We start from the raw sequence: 14,137 nt of genomic DNA, 5'->3' as shown, positions 1-14,137 counted from the left end.
CGAGGCCTCAGGCGACGACGGGTCGGATGGAGGCGCCTCGGCCGATGCCGTAGTAGGTCAGCCCCGCCGCCTTGGCGCTCTCGGGAGAGAACAGGTTGCGGCCGTCGATCACCACCGGCTCGATCAGGCGCTCGCGCAGGCGGCCGAAGTCGACGGTCCGGAAGGCCTTCCACTCGGTGCAGATGACCAGCGCGTGGGCGCCCTCGAGGGTCTCGTCGCGGTTCTCGGTCAGGTCCAGGTCCTCGCGGTTGCCGTAGATCCGCAGGCACTCCTCGGCGGCCTCGGGATCATGGGCCTGGACCCGGGCGCCGGCCTGCCACAGCGCTTCCATCAGCGCGCGGCTGGGGGCCTCGCGCATGTCGTCGGTGTTGGGCTTGAAGGCCAGGCCCCACAGCGCGATGGTCTTGCCGGCCAGATCGCCGTCGAAGGCATCGCTGAGCATCTCGAACAGGCGGCTCTTCTGGCGCGCATTGACCTGCTCGACGGCGTTGATCAGGTGGGCCGGATGACCGGCGGCCTCGGCGGTGTGGGCCAGCGCCTTGACGTCCTTGGGGAAGCAGGAGCCGCCGTAGCCGCAGCCCGGATAGATGAAGTGGTAGCCGATGCGCGGATCGCTGCCGATGCCGTGACGCACTTCCTCGATGTCGGCGCCCAGGCGCTCGGCCAGGTTGGCCATCTCGTTGATGAAGCTGATCTTGGTGGCCAGCATGGCGTTGGCGGCGTACTTGGTCAGCTCGGCGCTGCGCACGCCCATGAACATCAGCTTGTCGCGCTGGCGGTTGTAGGGGCCGTAGCACTCGCGCATGACCTGACGAACGCGTTCGGACTCGGTGCCCACCACGATGCGCGAGCCGCGCGAGAAGTCCTCGATGGCGGCGCCTTCCTTGAGGAATTCGGGGTTGGAGCAGACGTCGAACTCGATGTCCGCGCCGCGGGCCTCGAGGGTGGCGGCCACGGTGCGCTCCACCTTGCTGGCGGTGCCGACCGGTACCGTCGACTTGTCGACGATGATGCGGTACTCGGTCATGTGGGTGGCGATGGTCTCGGCGACCTTGAGCACGTGACGCAGGTCGGCGCTACCGTCCTCGTCCGACGGCGTGCCGACGGCGATGAACTGCAGCAGGCCGAACTCGACTGCGGCCTTGGCATCGTTGGTGAAGTGCAGGCGGCCGGCGGCCAGGTTCTGGTGGATCAGCGTCTCGAGGCCCGGCTCGTAGATCGGCACTTCGCCCTGGCTGAGACGGGCCACCTTGTCGGCGTCCACATCGACACACATCACTTCATGGCCGACTTCGGCGAGGCAGGCGCCGGTGACGAGTCCTACGTATCCGGAACCAAAGATGGTGATCTTCATGGGCGTCTTGCTCCTGGTCGTGGTCGGAAACGAACGTCCTGTCCCAGGCCCCTGGTGGGGAGGGTGCGTCATGGGCGTCCGTGGATCTGCCAGGTAAAGGAGCAAACATCGGGCCGCAATGGAATAAAGTCTTTTGTATCAGTCTCCTATGTTGTTTTTTGTCGAGGTGTCACCGTGTGGCGACCCGTCTGCAGCGTGCCGGGAGGGGAAAAGTGTCGCGATACGCCAACAGCGTATCGTGTCAGCCGGGGCAGGAGGGGGACGATGAGGCGGCGTCGGCGTGGGCTGTCGCGCTCTGACGGCACCGTCGGAAAACGGCGCAGAGGTCCGCGGGGCGCGGCCTGAACGCCATCGACCGACGAGAGAAAAAATCTATATTAGACAACAAGGATGTATAGGTGTTGCATCATATCGACACTCGGTCCGATCGGCGCCATGGCGGTGACGCTCGGGACCGACGCGCCAACGAAAAAGGCGGCCCGAAGGCCGCCTTTCTCGTCGAGATCAGGGCGTCTTTCAGTTGCCCTTGGGCTCGCTTCTCAGTGCCTTGACCAGCGCGTAGCAGCCGAGCAGCAGCACGATGGTGAAGGGCAGGCCGGTGGAGACGGCCGCCGTCTGCAGGGCCGTCAGGCCGCCGCCCAGCAGCAGGGCGATGGCGATGGCGCCTTCGATGATGGCCCAGAAGATGCGCTGTGGCTTGGGCGCGTCGACCTTGCCGCCGGCGGTGATCGAGTCGATGACCAGCGAACCGGAGTCCGAGGAGGTCACGAAGAACACGATCACCAGGATGATGCCGACGAAGGAAGTGATGGAGGACAGCGGCAGCTGGCCGAGCATGGCGAACAGCTTGATCTCCAGCGCGGCGTCCTGGACGCCCTGGAAGCCGTCGGAGATGACCTGATCGATGGCGGTGCCGCCGAAGGCGGTCATCCACAGCACCGAGACCAGGGTCGGCACCAGCAGCACGGCGGTCAGGAACTCGCGCACGCTGCGGCCGCGGCTGACGCGGGCGATGAACATGCCGACGAACGGTGACCAGGAGATCCACCAGGCCCAGTAGAAGGCGGTCCAGCCCTGGCTGAAGTTGGCGTCCTCACGGCCGAAGGGCATCGCCAGCGCCGGCAGGTTGACCGCGTAGGCGACCAGGTTCTCGAAGAAGCCGGTGGCGATCAGCAGGGTCGGGCCAACGATGATCACGAACACCAGCAGCAGGAAGGCCAGCACCATGTTGAGCTGCGACAGGCGCTGCACGCCCTTGTCGACGCCCAGCAGGATCGAGCACATCGCCACGGCGGTGATGCCCATGATCAGCAGCACCATGGTGATGTTGCTGTTGGGCACGTCGAACAGGTAGCTGAGGCCGGCGGCCGCCTGGGAGGCGCCGAGGCCCAGCGAGGTGGCCAGACCGAACAGGGTGGCGAACACCGCCAGAATGTCGATCAGGTGTCCCGGCCAGCCCCACACGCGCTCACCCAGGATCGGGTAGAAGATCGAGCGCATGGTCAGCGGCAGGCCCTTGTTGAAGGCGAAGATCGCCAGTGCCAGGCCGACGATGGCGTAGGCGCCCCAGGGGTGCAGGCCCCAGTGGTAGATGGTGGCGGCCATGCCCAGCTTCTGGGCGGCGATCTCGTCTCCGGCGGCGGCGCCCAGCGGCGCCCAGTCGGTGCGTACGCCGTTCTCCACGGTGGTGCCGTCGAGGGCGGTGCCGAAGTGGGTCAGCGGCTCGGAGACGCCGTAGAACATCAGGCCGATGCCCATGCCGGCGGCGAACAGCATCGCGAACCAGCCGGCGTAACTGAAGTCCGGCGTGGCATTGGCACCGCCGATGCGCACCTTGCCCAGCGGCGAGAGCACGATGCCGAGGCTGACCAGCACGAAGATGTTGCCGCCGAGCAGGAAGACCCAGCTGAGGTTGCCGGTCAGGAAGCTGAAGATGGCGTCGAAGATCGGCTCGATCTCGGCCTGCAGGGCCAGCGTCAGGATCACGAAGACCAGGATCACTAGCGACGACACGGTGAAGACCTTGCCGTGCAGATCGACATCGAGGCCGAACTTGTTGGTGGTGATGTTGTCCTGGCCGATCACGTAATCGGTATCGATCAGGTTGGCCGGACCTTCCGGGGCGGGAATGCCCTCGCCGGGGCCCCCCTCGGGGGCTTTACTGTCGTTCGACACGGGATCTCTCCTTGTTGACGTCGAGGAACGAGTGGGGCGCATCAGTCCTGTGGGCGGACCAGGAACACCGATGCGTCAGTGTGGGTGGCAATCTTGCCGCCGTGTGAAGGAAGCACGACATCCAGGTGCTTCGGTGGATGGGTCTGCATGATCACCAGGTCGACGCTCAGCTCGTCGATCGCCTTGACCAGCACATCATCCAGATCGGCGATGGGATCCGGGCAGACGATCGCCTTGGCGCTGACCGGCTGGCCGTGCACCTGGCCGCGCTCCTGGGCGAAGGCCTCCAGCTTCTGTTGGTACTCGTCCGGGGTTCGGGCCACGCTGCCCGGGGTATTGGCGATGATCGCCACGTAGCAGACCTCGGCATCATAATGCCGGGCCTGATCGGCGACGATCTTCAGCGATGGTTCGAACACATCGGGGTGTGCCAGGTCCACCGGCACCAGGATCTTCTTGAACATGCCTGCGCTCCTTGTTGGGTTGCGTCCGCGCTCACACGCTCAGTGTGGCCGTTGGACGGCGATTCGAGCGTGCCGCGCTTTCAACGGCCGCGGCGCGGTCATCGGCGTCGTCCGGGGAGGCGTTGCCCTTGTTGTCATTGTCGTGGTCATCCGACGGCGCGGGGCTCGATCGGACAAGGGATTCTAATCAAATAGAAAAGGACTGATAACCGGCAATTTGCGACGCGTCCGGTTCCGTGTGCGCTCGCGGCGTTGACGACGGCGCCCGACATGCAAGGGGGAGGTGCCCCGTGAGACACCTCCCCCTGGCTGTCATGTGGCCGTCATCACGACTGCGGCAGCCACTCCTGCACCAGGTCCTGGTTGTCCTCGACCCACTGCTTGGCGTTCTCGTAGGGGTCGGAGTCTTCCTCCTGGTTCATGAGCATGACGTCGCCCATCTGCTCGGGCGTCCACTCGAAGGCGTCCAGGATGGCGTAGGCGCCCGGCATGTCTTCCTCGAGGCCGTCGCGCGCGATGGTATGGATCTGCTCGGCGCCGCCATAGACGTCCTGGGGATCCTCGAGGTACTTGAGGTCCCAGCGGGCGAACATCCAGTGCGGCGTCCAGCTGGTCACCACGATCGGCTCGTCGTTGGCAATGGCGGTCTGCAGGGCCGCGGTCATGGTGGCGCCGCTGCCGCTCTGCAGGTCGAGGTCCAGCTCGTAGGCGTCGATGACGTCCTCGGTGAGGCTCATCAGGCCGGCGCCCGGATCGATGCCGGTGATCTTGCCGCCCAGTGCATCGGCGTGGTCGTTCAGGTCGGCGATGGAGTTCATGTCGCTATCGGCGGGCACCACCAGGCCGAGCTTGGTACCGTCGAGGTTCGGCCCCAGATCGTCGACCTGATCGCTGACCCGCTCGAGGTAGTCGGCGTGGGTGGTCGGCAGCCAGGCGGCGACGATGCTGTCGGCATCGCCGGTGGCGACCGATTGCCACATGGCGGCGGCGGACAGCGAGGTCATCTCGACCTCGTAGCCGGCCTGCTCCAGCACGGCGCGCACCACGTTGGTGGAGGCGACTTCCGAGGCCCATTCGACGTAGGCCAGGTGAACGCTGCCCTTGTCCTGGGCCTGGGCCGTCGCCGCGGTCAGGCTGGCGCCGGCGATGAGGGCCAGGCCAGCGATGCGCATCGGTTGCTTCGGCATAATGATTCTCCTTCGGAATGTGTTCACGAGCATGCTGAGACACACCGCCGGATTCAACCGGCGGGCGTTCAACGGCCGATCATCAGGCCTTGCCACGTTTGCGCAGCGATTGGGTGAGGCGGTCGAGCAGCATGGCCAGGATCACCACGGCGATGCCGGCCTCGAAGCCATCCCCCGGGCGCAGGCGTTGAATGGCGCGCCAGACCTCGCTGCCCAGGCCGTCGGCGCCGATCATGGCGGCGATGACCACCATCGACAGCGCCAGCATGATGGTCTGGTTGATGCCGGCCATCACCGTGGGCAGCGACAGCGGCAGCTGGACCTTGAACAGCTTCTGGCCACGGGTGGCACCGTAGGCGTCGGCGGCTTCCACCAGCTCGGTGGGGACCTGACGGATCCCCAGGGTGGTGAAGCGGATCGCCGGCGGCATGGAGAAGATCACGGTGGCGAAGATCGCCGAGACCGAGCCGATGCCGAAGAACGGGATGGCCGGGATCAGGTAGACGAAGGCCGGCATGGTCTGCATGAAGTCCAGCACCGGCATGATCGTCCGATAGAGCCGCTCGGAGAGCGCGGCGGCGATGCCCACCGGCAGGGCGATGACCACCGCCACCAGGGTGGCGATCACCACCAGGGTCAGGGTCTCGATCATCGGGTCCCAGAGCCCGAGGTTCCAGATCAGTGCCAGGCCGGCGACGGCGCCGATGGCCAGGCGCACGTTGGCGAGCCACCAGCACAGGCCGGCGATGATCACCAGCAGCGACCAGTCGGGCAGCCACATCAGGGCATCGTTGAGCCCATCGATGCCGGTCTGGGTGATGCGCGAGATGCCGCGGGTCACGGTGGAGTACTCGCTGGTCAGCCAGTTGAGGCCGTTCTCGATCCAGTCGCCCAGCGGCATGCGCGGAAATTCGATAGCCATCAGTGGTCTCCTGCCTGTGCGAGTTCATCGAGGACGGCGCCTTTCACGACCACGCCCTGCAGCACCTGGTCGTCGTCTACCACGGCGATCGGGAAGCGGCTCTCGCTGAACATGGCGAACAGGTTGTGCAGCGGCTCCTCCCGGGTGACCTTGCGGAATTCCTGGGTCATCACCTCGGTGACGGTCTGCTTGCCATCCTCCAGCGCCTGGCTGGCGCCATCGGCGTCGATCAGGCCGACCAGGCGGCGGTCGCGGTCGAGGATGTAGATGGAATCGAGGCTGTGGTCACGCATCTTGCGCAGCGCGGTGCGCGGGCCATCGGTGTCGCGCACCGTGGAGCGCACCTTGCGCATGGCGCTCTCGGCGCTGAGGATGCGCGACTTGTCGACGCCCTCGATGAAGCGGCGGACATAGTCGTCGGCGGGGGCGGTGAGGATCTCCTCCGGAGTGCCGATCTGCACCACCTCGCCGTCCTTGAGCAGCACGATGCGATCGCCGATGCTCAGGGCCTCGTCGAGGTCGTGGGTAATGAAGACGGTGGTCTTCTTCATGCGGTGCTGGAGCTGCAGCAGCTCCTGCTGCATGTCGCCGCGGATCAGCGGGTCGAGGGCCGAGAAGGCCTCGTCCATCAGCAGCACGCTGGCGTCGTTGGCCAGCGCCCGAGCCAGGCCGACGCGCTGCTGCATGCCGCCGGACAGCTGGCGGGGAAGGGCGTCTTCCCAGCCGTCCAGGCCGACCTGCTTGAGGGCGTTGCGGGCGGTCTCACGACGTTCGCCGGCATCGATGCCGCGGATCTCCAGGCCGAACTCGGCGTTCTGCTGCACGGTGCGGTGGGGGAAGAGGGCGAAGTTCTGGAACACCATGGAGAAGTGGCGGCGGCGACATTCCAGCAGCTCCTTCTCCTTGAGGCTCGGGATGTTCTGCCCGTCGATGACGATCTCGCCCTCGGTCGGGTCGATCAGGCGGTTGAGGCAGCGGATCAGGGTCGACTTGCCGGAGCCGGACAGCCCCATGATCACCAGCAGTTCCCCTTCGTAGACATCGAAGTCGATGTTCGACAGGCCCAAGGTCTGGCCGGTCTTGTCGAGGATCTCGGGGCGCTTCAGCCCCTGGTCGCGCAGTTCCAGCGCCTTCTTCGGCTGGTTGCCGAAGACCTTGCTGAGGTTGCGGACCCGAATCTTGACGTTTCGGTTGTCACTCATTGGCGAACCTTGGTCGACGCCCGTGCCTGCGTTGAACGGCAGGGGTGGGCGAGTGGTTGTGATGTAGGGTGACGCCAGCATGCCAGCCGGCTGCGTTGACGCGAAATCAAACGCAACACGGTAGCGTTGAATCAAACAAAGTTCGAATGGTGCCGAATGTCGCCAAAATCGAAGCCGTCGTCGCTGCGAAAGCCCGTAACGATGGTGCCGAGCGCGAGTGAAGGGGGGCGAAGGTTGTTATCAACGCGGCCGTTGGGTAACGCGCGGGCGCGTTGAATTCTCGTCGGGCGCTCCCGTCCGGGCCGGGTGGGCCGGCGGTGAGTCCTCATTCGGCGCAGGTTGCGGCGGCTCGGGATGTCGTAGGGGAAAGACGCCACAGGCCACCCTCAGCGGCATCGACCAGCAGGTAAATGTGGCCATGGTTGCCTTGCCGCACGGTACGGATGCGGCCGAGCTCTCCCTCGAGCACTCTCTCGCGTTCGATCACCCTGTCGCCCGCGAGGCGCAGCCGCAGCAGCGCCTCGCCGCGCAGCCCGCCGGCCAGCAGATCGCCCCGCCAGGGCGCGAAGGCCGGCGAGGTCACCCGGGTCAGGCCCGATGGGGCGAAGCGGCCCTCGAAGACGTGTACCGGGTCGCGCATGCCCGGGGCGCTGTCCTCGCCGACCGGCAGGAAGGTGACGTAGTCGCGGCCGCGGGAGACCTCCGGCCAGCCATAGTTGGCACCCGGCACCAGACGATTGAGTTCGTCGCCGGTGCGCGGGCCGTGCTCGGTGGACCAGGCCGTGCCGTCGTCGGCGACGGTCAGCCCCTGGGGATTGCGGTGGCCGAGGCTGAAGATCTCGTCCAGCACGTCGGGGTCGCCGACGAAGGGATTGTCGGCCGGCACGCCGCCGGTCTCGGTGAGGCGCAGCATGCTGCCGGCGTGGTCGCCGCCGTCCTGGGCGCGCGGCGGGCTGCCGCGTTCGCCGACGCTCATCAGCAGGGTGCCGTCGGGGCGCCAGGCCAGCCGCGAGCCGTAGTGTCGCCCCGGGCCGGCGCCGCGGTTCTGGACGAAGAGTCGCTGCACGTCGATCAGCCGATCACCCTCGAGACGCGCCCGGGACAGCGCGGTGGCGTCGCCGCCGGGCACCGGCCGGCTCCAGGTGAAGTAGAGCCAGTCGTGCTCGCCACCGTCGTCGCCGAAGCGGGGATGCAGGGCCAGGTCGAGCAGACCGCCCTGGCCGCGGGCCGAGACCTCGGGCAGGCCCGCCAGCCAGCCGGGTCAGGGTGCCATCCGCCTCGAGCCGGCTCAGGCGACCGGGGCGTTCGCCCACCAGCAGCCGGCCGTCGGGCAGCTGGGAAAGCCCCCAGGGATGGTCGAGGCCGCCGACCAGCGGCGTCAGGCACATCGCCAGGCGCTGGGTATCAACCAGCCGGGGCGGGGCCGGCTCGGCGTGGGCCAGGGCGCTCAGCAGCAGGCCGAGCAGCGCCGCGCTCGGCAGGCGGCAGGCGAACGGGAAACGCGAGGGAAGGATCATGGGCCGGCTCCGTGGACGGGGCGGCCTCCAGTATAGGCGGTGTCCACGGTCGCCGGCCCAGGGCTACATCAGCCACGCCAGCAGCAGCGGCAGGTAGATCAGCGACAGCAGGGTCGAGCAGAACACCAGGCTGGCCACGTATTCCGGCTCGCGGCGGGCCTTCTGGGCGAACAGATAGTTGAACACCGCCACCGGCATGCTCATCTGCAGCACCAGGATGGCATGGGCCATGGGCGGCAGGTTCAGCAGCGCGCCGATGCCCCAGGCCAGGCCGGCGGCCAGCGGCAGGCGCAGCAGGCAGAAGCCGAGCCCCGAGCGCAGGTTCCTGACCTGGATATGGGCCAGCGACACCCCGAGGGTGATCAGCATCAGCGGCACCGTGAAGCCCGAGATCAGGTCCACGCTGTTGGCGATCCACGGCGGCAGGTCGGTGTCGGTGAGCAGCAGCGCCAGGGCGATCAGGATGGCGTAGACCGTGGGCGTCTTGGCCAGCGACTTCAGCGGATTGCCGCGGCTGGTCATCATCGTGCCGAGGGTGAACTGGAACAGCGACACCGTGACCATCACCGTGATGCCGAAGGCGAAGCCGGCCTCGCCGAAGGCATAGAGCACCACCGGCAGGCCCATGTTGCCGGTGTTGGGGTACATCATCGGCGCCAGCAGCACCCGCCAGTCGCGACGCAGCAGGCGCGCGGAGACCAGGGTGGCGGCGCCCATGGCGGTCAGCACCAGGGCGGTGGCCAGCATGGTGCGTCCGAAGCTGTCGGCGTCGATCTCGGCGCCGGCCAGCGAGGCGAGCACCAGCGCCGGGGTGCCGATGTTGAACACCAGGCGGGTGACGAAGGTCACGGGGTAGTCGTGGCCGAGCCGAACCCAGCCGAAGCCCAGACCGGCACCGGCGATGACCGGCGCCATCACGGCGAAGAGTTCGGCGAACATGCAGCGTCTCCTTGGCTGAGGGAAATGAGCGGATAAAGCCGTGGCGGTGGGGCGCGCCTCATGCCACTTCCGCCTGGGGAGGCGGCGCCGAGAGGCCGTGCAGGGCGCGGGCACGCTGTGCCTGGCGCTCCAGCGACAGCTCGAGACGCTGCGCCAGGCCGGCGAGCTGGGCCCGCTGGCGCCCGCTCAGTGCCGGCTGGTGGCGGGCGGCCTCGACCAGCGCCTCGCCGGCCGGGGCCACCGCGTCGGGCGAGCGGCCCCTGGCGCTGTCGGCGTAGGCCTGGGCCAGGGCATCGAAGAAGTCGCGCTTGGCGCGGTGCAGGGCCTCGTCCGGCAGGTCGTCCAGCCGGCGGCGCATCTGCAGGCAGGCATAGCCGATGTCGAGCCCGGTCAGGCCCAGGGTAAAGAGATGGCGCTGGTCCTCGGGCAGCACGTCGTCATGCCTGGCCAGGTGCAGCAGACGGTCGGCCATGCCGCCGACGAAGCGTGCCTCCGCCTCGTGGATCGGCGGCGAGGTCAGGCGGCGCAGGTCGCCGACGATGGCGCCCACCAGCCGGCGCTTGCGCAGCCGCGAGCCGAAGCCGGGCAGCAGTCGGAAGCCGGTCACCACCGCGGACATCCCGATCATCACCGCGATGGCGCGGTTGATGAAGCTGTCGAAGGAGAAGTCCATGCCGTTGTCGGGCATGGTCAGCAGGATATTGCCGATGGTGAAGGCCAGGCAATAGCCCATCAGGCGCGGGTTGGCCGCGCCCAGCAGGCCGAGGAACAGCGGCGGCATCAGGATCATCGCCAGCATCGGGAAACCGCTGGCCTGGGCCAGCAGCACGTGGCCGAACAGGAAGGCGCTGGGAATCGCCGCCAGCATGCCCTTGGCGAACATCATGCACACCATCACCGGGTTGTCGCGGGTGGCGAAGAAGGCCGAGAACAGGGTGCCGAGCAGCATCGCGACCTGGCCGTTGTCCCAGCTGGTGGCCAGCCAGAAGGCGGCGAGCAGGGAGAAGACCAGGCCCGCGCGCACGGCGTTGAGGCCGGCCACCAGGTGGTCGCGATGCCAGGCCAGCGCCGCGCCTCGCAGCCGCATGCGCCCCGGGTGGCTGATGGCATCGCGGGCGTCGAGCATCACCACGGCGTGGCCCAGCGCCTCGCGCAGGCCCAGCAGGCAGCGCTGCTCGAGGGGCGTCCCGTCGTCGTCGGGGCAGTCCTTGACCCGGTGACGCAGGGCGTGAAGGCGTCGCTGGGCCGGGGCGATGCCGCTGACCTCCGCCGACTCGCGAAAGCCGTCGGCGAGCTCCTCGGCCAGCCGGTGGATGGTGGGCGAGATGCGCTCGCCGTAGTGATGCAGGATCTGCTGCAGGGCGTGCAGGGTGGCCAGCAGGCGCAGGGTGCGGCGGGTCAGCACGTGGCTGGCGCGGATCCGGCCCGGCCCTTCCGGGCCCTCGTAGCGGGCGGCCTGGCTGTCGGTCTCGAGCTGGGTGAGCGGCTCCAGGCTGTGGGTCAGGGTGCCCTGCAGCTCGTCGAGATCGTCGCTGTCGGTCAGCCGCAGGGCGGCGTGGCGGAAGGCCTGGTTGACCACGTCGTCGGCCTGTCGGCCGAGATGGTCGCCGACCTTGATCGGCCACAGCAGCGCGCTGACCAGGGTGGCGCACAGCGCACCCAGCGACAGCTCGGAGAGCCGTGCCACGGCGATGGAGAAGATGCCGTCGGGCTGGCCGGCGCCGATCACCACGATCAGCATGGCCGTGACGGCGCCCATGATGCAGCCGTAGGAGGCGTTGTTGCGTAGCAGCGAACTGCCGTAGGTGCAGAACATGATCCACAGCGTCAGGGCGGCCAGCGCCGGGATGGGCGCCTGGGCGAACAGGCTCATGATGGCGATGCCGGCGCCGCAGCCGATTAGGGTGCCGCTGATCTGGCTGAGCCCCTTCTCGACCACCATGCCGCTCATCGGGCGAACCTGCAGGAAGGCCGCCGAGATCAGCGCCCAGTAGGGCCGCTCCAGGTCGCACCACAGCGCCGCATAGAGCGCCAGCAGCATGGCCAGGGTGGCCTTGGCGGCGAACTTGACCGCATCGGAGCTCGGCGTGAGATAGGCCTGCAGCCAGAGGGACATGCGCCGTTACTCCGTCGGCTCGACGTTCGGTTCTACGTACACCGAGGCCGTCATGCCGGCGCTCAGGGTCGTCCCCTCGGGAATCTCGTCCAGCGCGATGCGCACCGGAATGCGCTGGGCCAGCCGCACCCAGCTGAAGGTGGGGTCCACCTGGGGCAGCAGCTGGCTGTTGGGATCGGTGTTGGGGTCGGCGATGGCGCGGCCGATGCTCTCCACGTGGCCCTCCAGCTCGGTGTCGCCGCTCATCAGGATCACCCGCGCCGGGTCGCCGACCGAGAACTGCGGGGTCTTGGTTTCCTCGAAGTAGCCGGTGACGAAGTAGGAGCCCTCCTTGATCAGCGCCATCACCTCTTCACCGTCGCTGACGTGGTTGCCCTCGCTGAGCTGCAGGTTGAGCACGTGGCCCGCCGCCGGCGCCGACACCGTGGTGCGTTCGAGGTCGAGCCGGGCGCTGGCCAGGTCGCTCTTGGCCTGGTCGAGGGTGGCGCTGGCCACCTGGCGGTTGATACGGGCCGTCTCCTGGCCCTCGGCGCTGATCGCCTGACGGCTCAGCCGGTTTCGCCGCGAGGCCTCGTCCTGGCTCTGCTGGAGCTCGGCCTGGCGCTGGGCCACCACCGCCTCGGCCCGGTTCACCGCCGTCTCGTAGCGCGCGCGATCGATCTGGAACAGCGTCTCGCCCTCGTCGACGCGCTGGTTGTCGCCCACCGTCAGCGCCACCACGCGACCGGAGACGTCCGGGGCGACGGTGATCACCTCGGCGCGCACGCGGCCGTCGCGGGTCCAGGGCGTATAGAGGTAGTAGTGCCACAGCCACAGGCCGGCGGCGATGGCGAGGGCGACGACGACCAGGGTGACGAGGCTGCGTAGCAGGGTGCGCATGTTCAGACGTTCCCGGTGGTGGAAGAGAGGTAGGCGATGACGGCGGTGCAGATCACGAACAGGGCGGTGTCGAACCAGGCCTCGAACCACAGGCGGTTCGCGCCCAGCAGCCGATAGAGCACCGCGCGGATCAGCAGCGTGGCGCCGAAGCCGAGCAGGGCATACAGCAGCAGGGGGGAGAGATAGAGGCCGCCGACGGCGATTTCGCGAAGTCCCATGCTCGCTCCTTGAGCGTCGTTAAGGGCTCCATTCTAGCAATCGCCGTCGCAACAGGCACGGCGGGCGGTTCAGGCCTCCGCCGGGGCGGCCTCGGGGGCGGTGGCCCAGTCGGCGGGGCAGGCGCCGCGCAGGAACTCGAGCAGCGCCGTGACCTTGCGTGGCCGGTGGCCGTGAGGGTAGAGCAGGCTCACCGGCATCGCCGAGGCCTGCCAGTCGGGCAGGCAGCGCACCAGCTGGTCCGGGTGAGCCGCCCGGCGGCGCTCTGCCATCCACACCGGCAGCACGCCCAGGCCGTGGCCGCGGGCGATGGCGTCGGAGTGCAGCAGCAGGCGATCGACGCGCAGCCGCGAGCCGGGCGGGCAGACGTCGTGTTCGCCCTCGCGCGGATGGCGCAGCACCAGGCCGCGTTCGGCCTCGCCGAGCAGGTCGATCCAGGCGTGGCCGTCCAGGTCGCGGGGATGGGACGGCGTGCCGTGGCGGGCGAGGTAGTCGGGATGGGCATAGAGCCCGCGCGGCAGCCGGGCCACCGTCTCCTGGCGCAGGGCGGTCTCGCCGGTCTCGCCGTACCACACCGCCACCGAATGGCAGGCGGCCTGGCCCGGCAGCTGGTCGCGGGTCAGCAGGTTCAGCTTCAGCGCGGGATGGCGGGCCATGAACGCGTCGAGGGCGGGCGCCACCCAGGTGCGCGACAGGCCCTCGTGGACCTCCAGCGTCAGCTCGCCGCTGATCTCCTCGCGCAGCTCGTCCAGGGCCTGTCGGCCCTTGTCGGCCAGCGCGATCAGCCGCAGGCAGTAGTCGTGGAAGACGCGTCCGGCCTCGGTGGGTTCCAGCCGGTTCGACTGGCGCCGCATCAGCGGCTGGCCGAGCCGCGCTTCCAGCTGCTGGAGGCGGCGGCTCAGGGTCGATTTCGCCACGCCCAGCCGGCGGGCGCTCAGGGTGAGGCTGCCGCTGTCCATGACGTCGGCGAAGGCGAGCAGTTCATCGGCATCGTGCATGGTGTTGAGCCGTAGGGTGCTAACGGAAGGCCCATCGTAGCAATATGCTGGTTGAAAATCATTCTCGTTGTTGTGATCGGTGAGGATCGTGATCGCGTTGCGTGTCACGCAACGCGCCGTGCCATGACGCGAGCGAGCGAATGTGGAAGAATGTGAATAATAAAAATT

General features: G+C 68.1%; 13 protein-coding genes. All 13 read right to left on the bottom strand.

The genetic code is table 11. The features are described 5' to 3' along the window. Positions 1-7: 7 nt before the first annotated feature. The 13 genes from ACGTNF_RS13955 to ACGTNF_RS13895 all read right to left on the bottom strand — a co-directional run bounded on the left by ACGTNF_RS13955 (position 8) and on the right by ACGTNF_RS13895 (position 13,969). A complete protein-coding gene (locus ACGTNF_RS13955) occupies positions 8-1,354 on the bottom strand; it encodes a UDP-glucose dehydrogenase family protein (protein ID WP_394602199.1) in 1,347 nt (448 codons plus the stop codon). A 516-nt stretch (positions 1,355-1,870) separates the two neighbouring features. Then, complete coding sequence (locus ACGTNF_RS13950) at positions 1,871-3,571, bottom strand: BCCT family transporter (protein WP_394602198.1); 1,701 nt, start codon at positions 3,569-3,571, stop codon at positions 1,871-1,873. Further along, positions 3,571-3,993 (bottom strand): universal stress protein, encoded by a 423-nt coding sequence (locus ACGTNF_RS13945; protein WP_394602197.1) that lies wholly within the window; start codon positions 3,991-3,993, stop codon positions 3,571-3,573. Before ACGTNF_RS13945 ends, ACGTNF_RS13950 begins: the two co-directional genes overlap by 1 nt. A 326-nt stretch (positions 3,994-4,319) precedes the next feature. Beyond that, positions 4,320-5,180 carry a glycine betaine ABC transporter substrate-binding protein gene (locus ACGTNF_RS13940; RefSeq protein WP_394602196.1) on the bottom strand — a complete coding sequence of 287 codons (861 nt, stop codon included), beginning with the start codon at positions 5,178-5,180 and terminating at the stop codon, positions 4,320-4,322. Between the two features lie 82 nt (positions 5,181-5,262). Further along, the gene (locus tag ACGTNF_RS13935; RefSeq protein ID WP_394602195.1) at positions 5,263-6,102 is read right to left on the bottom strand and encodes an ABC transporter permease; all 840 of its coding nucleotides are present in this window, start codon (positions 6,100-6,102) and stop codon (positions 5,263-5,265) included. Next, complete coding sequence (locus ACGTNF_RS13930; RefSeq protein ID WP_394602194.1) at positions 6,102-7,304, bottom strand: quaternary amine ABC transporter ATP-binding protein; 1,203 nt, start codon at positions 7,302-7,304, stop codon at positions 6,102-6,104. The genes ACGTNF_RS13935 and ACGTNF_RS13930 overlap by 1 nt, the downstream gene beginning before the upstream one ends. A gap of 325 nt (positions 7,305-7,629) precedes the next feature. Then, on the bottom strand, positions 7,630-8,499 hold the full coding sequence (locus tag ACGTNF_RS13925; RefSeq protein ID WP_394602286.1) for a PQQ-dependent sugar dehydrogenase: 870 nt from the start codon (positions 8,497-8,499) through the stop codon (positions 7,630-7,632). Next, entirely contained in the window at positions 8,384-8,821 is a 438-nt protein-coding gene (locus ACGTNF_RS13920) for a PQQ-dependent sugar dehydrogenase (RefSeq protein WP_394602193.1), read from the bottom strand. Before ACGTNF_RS13920 ends, ACGTNF_RS13925 begins: the two co-directional genes overlap by 116 nt. Positions 8,822-8,884: 63 nt before the next feature. Further along, entirely contained in the window at positions 8,885-9,760 is an 876-nt protein-coding gene (locus ACGTNF_RS13915) for an AEC family transporter (protein ID WP_394602192.1), read from the bottom strand. Between the two features lie 58 nt (positions 9,761-9,818). Further along, positions 9,819-11,876 carry an FUSC family protein gene (locus ACGTNF_RS13910; protein ID WP_394602191.1) on the bottom strand — a complete coding sequence of 686 codons (2,058 nt, stop codon included), beginning with the start codon at positions 11,874-11,876 and terminating at the stop codon, positions 9,819-9,821. 6 nt (positions 11,877-11,882) lie between these two features. Beyond that, positions 11,883-12,755: an efflux RND transporter periplasmic adaptor subunit gene (locus ACGTNF_RS13905; RefSeq protein WP_394602190.1), complete on the bottom strand. Its 873-nt coding sequence runs from the start codon at positions 12,753-12,755 to the stop codon at positions 11,883-11,885. 2 nt (positions 12,756-12,757) lie between these two features. Continuing rightward, a complete protein-coding gene (locus ACGTNF_RS13900; RefSeq protein ID WP_394602189.1) occupies positions 12,758-12,973 on the bottom strand; it encodes a DUF1656 domain-containing protein in 216 nt (71 codons plus the stop codon). A 69-nt stretch (positions 12,974-13,042) separates the two neighbouring features. Further along, complete coding sequence (locus ACGTNF_RS13895; protein ID WP_394602188.1) at positions 13,043-13,969, bottom strand: LysR family transcriptional regulator; 927 nt, start codon at positions 13,967-13,969, stop codon at positions 13,043-13,045. Positions 13,970-14,137: the final 168 nt, after the last annotated feature.

The sequence above is a fragment of the Halomonas sp. B23F22_10 genome, assembly GCF_043496975.1.
In the GTDB taxonomy this organism is placed as follows: Bacteria; Pseudomonadota; Gammaproteobacteria; order Pseudomonadales; family Halomonadaceae; genus Halomonas; species Halomonas smyrnensis.
This window is presented reverse-complemented; position numbering and strand designations above follow the sequence as displayed.

Excerpts from the sequence above, each read along its gene's own strand:
- ACGTNF_RS13940 (WP_394602196.1), bottom strand. The coding sequence starts at position 5,180 with ATGCCGAAGCAACCGATGCGCATCGCTGGCCTGGCCCTCATCGCCGGC.
- ACGTNF_RS13905 (WP_394602190.1), bottom strand. The coding sequence starts at position 12,755 with ATGCGCACCCTGCTACGCAGCCTCGTCACCCTGGTCGTCGTCGCCCTC.
- ACGTNF_RS13915 (WP_394602192.1), bottom strand. The coding sequence starts at position 9,760 with ATGTTCGCCGAACTCTTCGCCGTGATGGCGCCGGTCATCGCCGGTGCC.
- ACGTNF_RS13955 (WP_394602199.1), bottom strand. The coding sequence starts at position 1,354 with ATGAAGATCACCATCTTTGGTTCCGGATACGTAGGACTCGTCACCGGC.
- ACGTNF_RS13895 (WP_394602188.1), bottom strand. The coding sequence starts at position 13,969 with ATGCACGATGCCGATGAACTGCTCGCCTTCGCCGACGTCATGGACAGC.
- ACGTNF_RS13935 (WP_394602195.1), bottom strand. The coding sequence starts at position 6,102 with ATGGCTATCGAATTTCCGCGCATGCCGCTGGGCGACTGGATCGAGAAC.
- ACGTNF_RS13900 (WP_394602189.1), bottom strand. The coding sequence starts at position 12,973 with ATGGGACTTCGCGAAATCGCCGTCGGCGGCCTCTATCTCTCCCCCCTG.
- ACGTNF_RS13910 (WP_394602191.1), bottom strand. The coding sequence starts at position 11,876 with ATGTCCCTCTGGCTGCAGGCCTATCTCACGCCGAGCTCCGATGCGGTC.
- ACGTNF_RS13945 (WP_394602197.1), bottom strand. The coding sequence starts at position 3,993 with ATGTTCAAGAAGATCCTGGTGCCGGTGGACCTGGCACACCCCGATGTG.
- ACGTNF_RS13930 (WP_394602194.1), bottom strand. The coding sequence starts at position 7,304 with ATGAGTGACAACCGAAACGTCAAGATTCGGGTCCGCAACCTCAGCAAG.
- ACGTNF_RS13920 (WP_394602193.1), bottom strand. The coding sequence starts at position 8,821 with ATGATCCTTCCCTCGCGTTTCCCGTTCGCCTGCCGCCTGCCGAGCGCG.
- ACGTNF_RS13950 (WP_394602198.1), bottom strand. The coding sequence starts at position 3,571 with ATGCGCCCCACTCGTTCCTCGACGTCAACAAGGAGAGATCCCGTGTCG.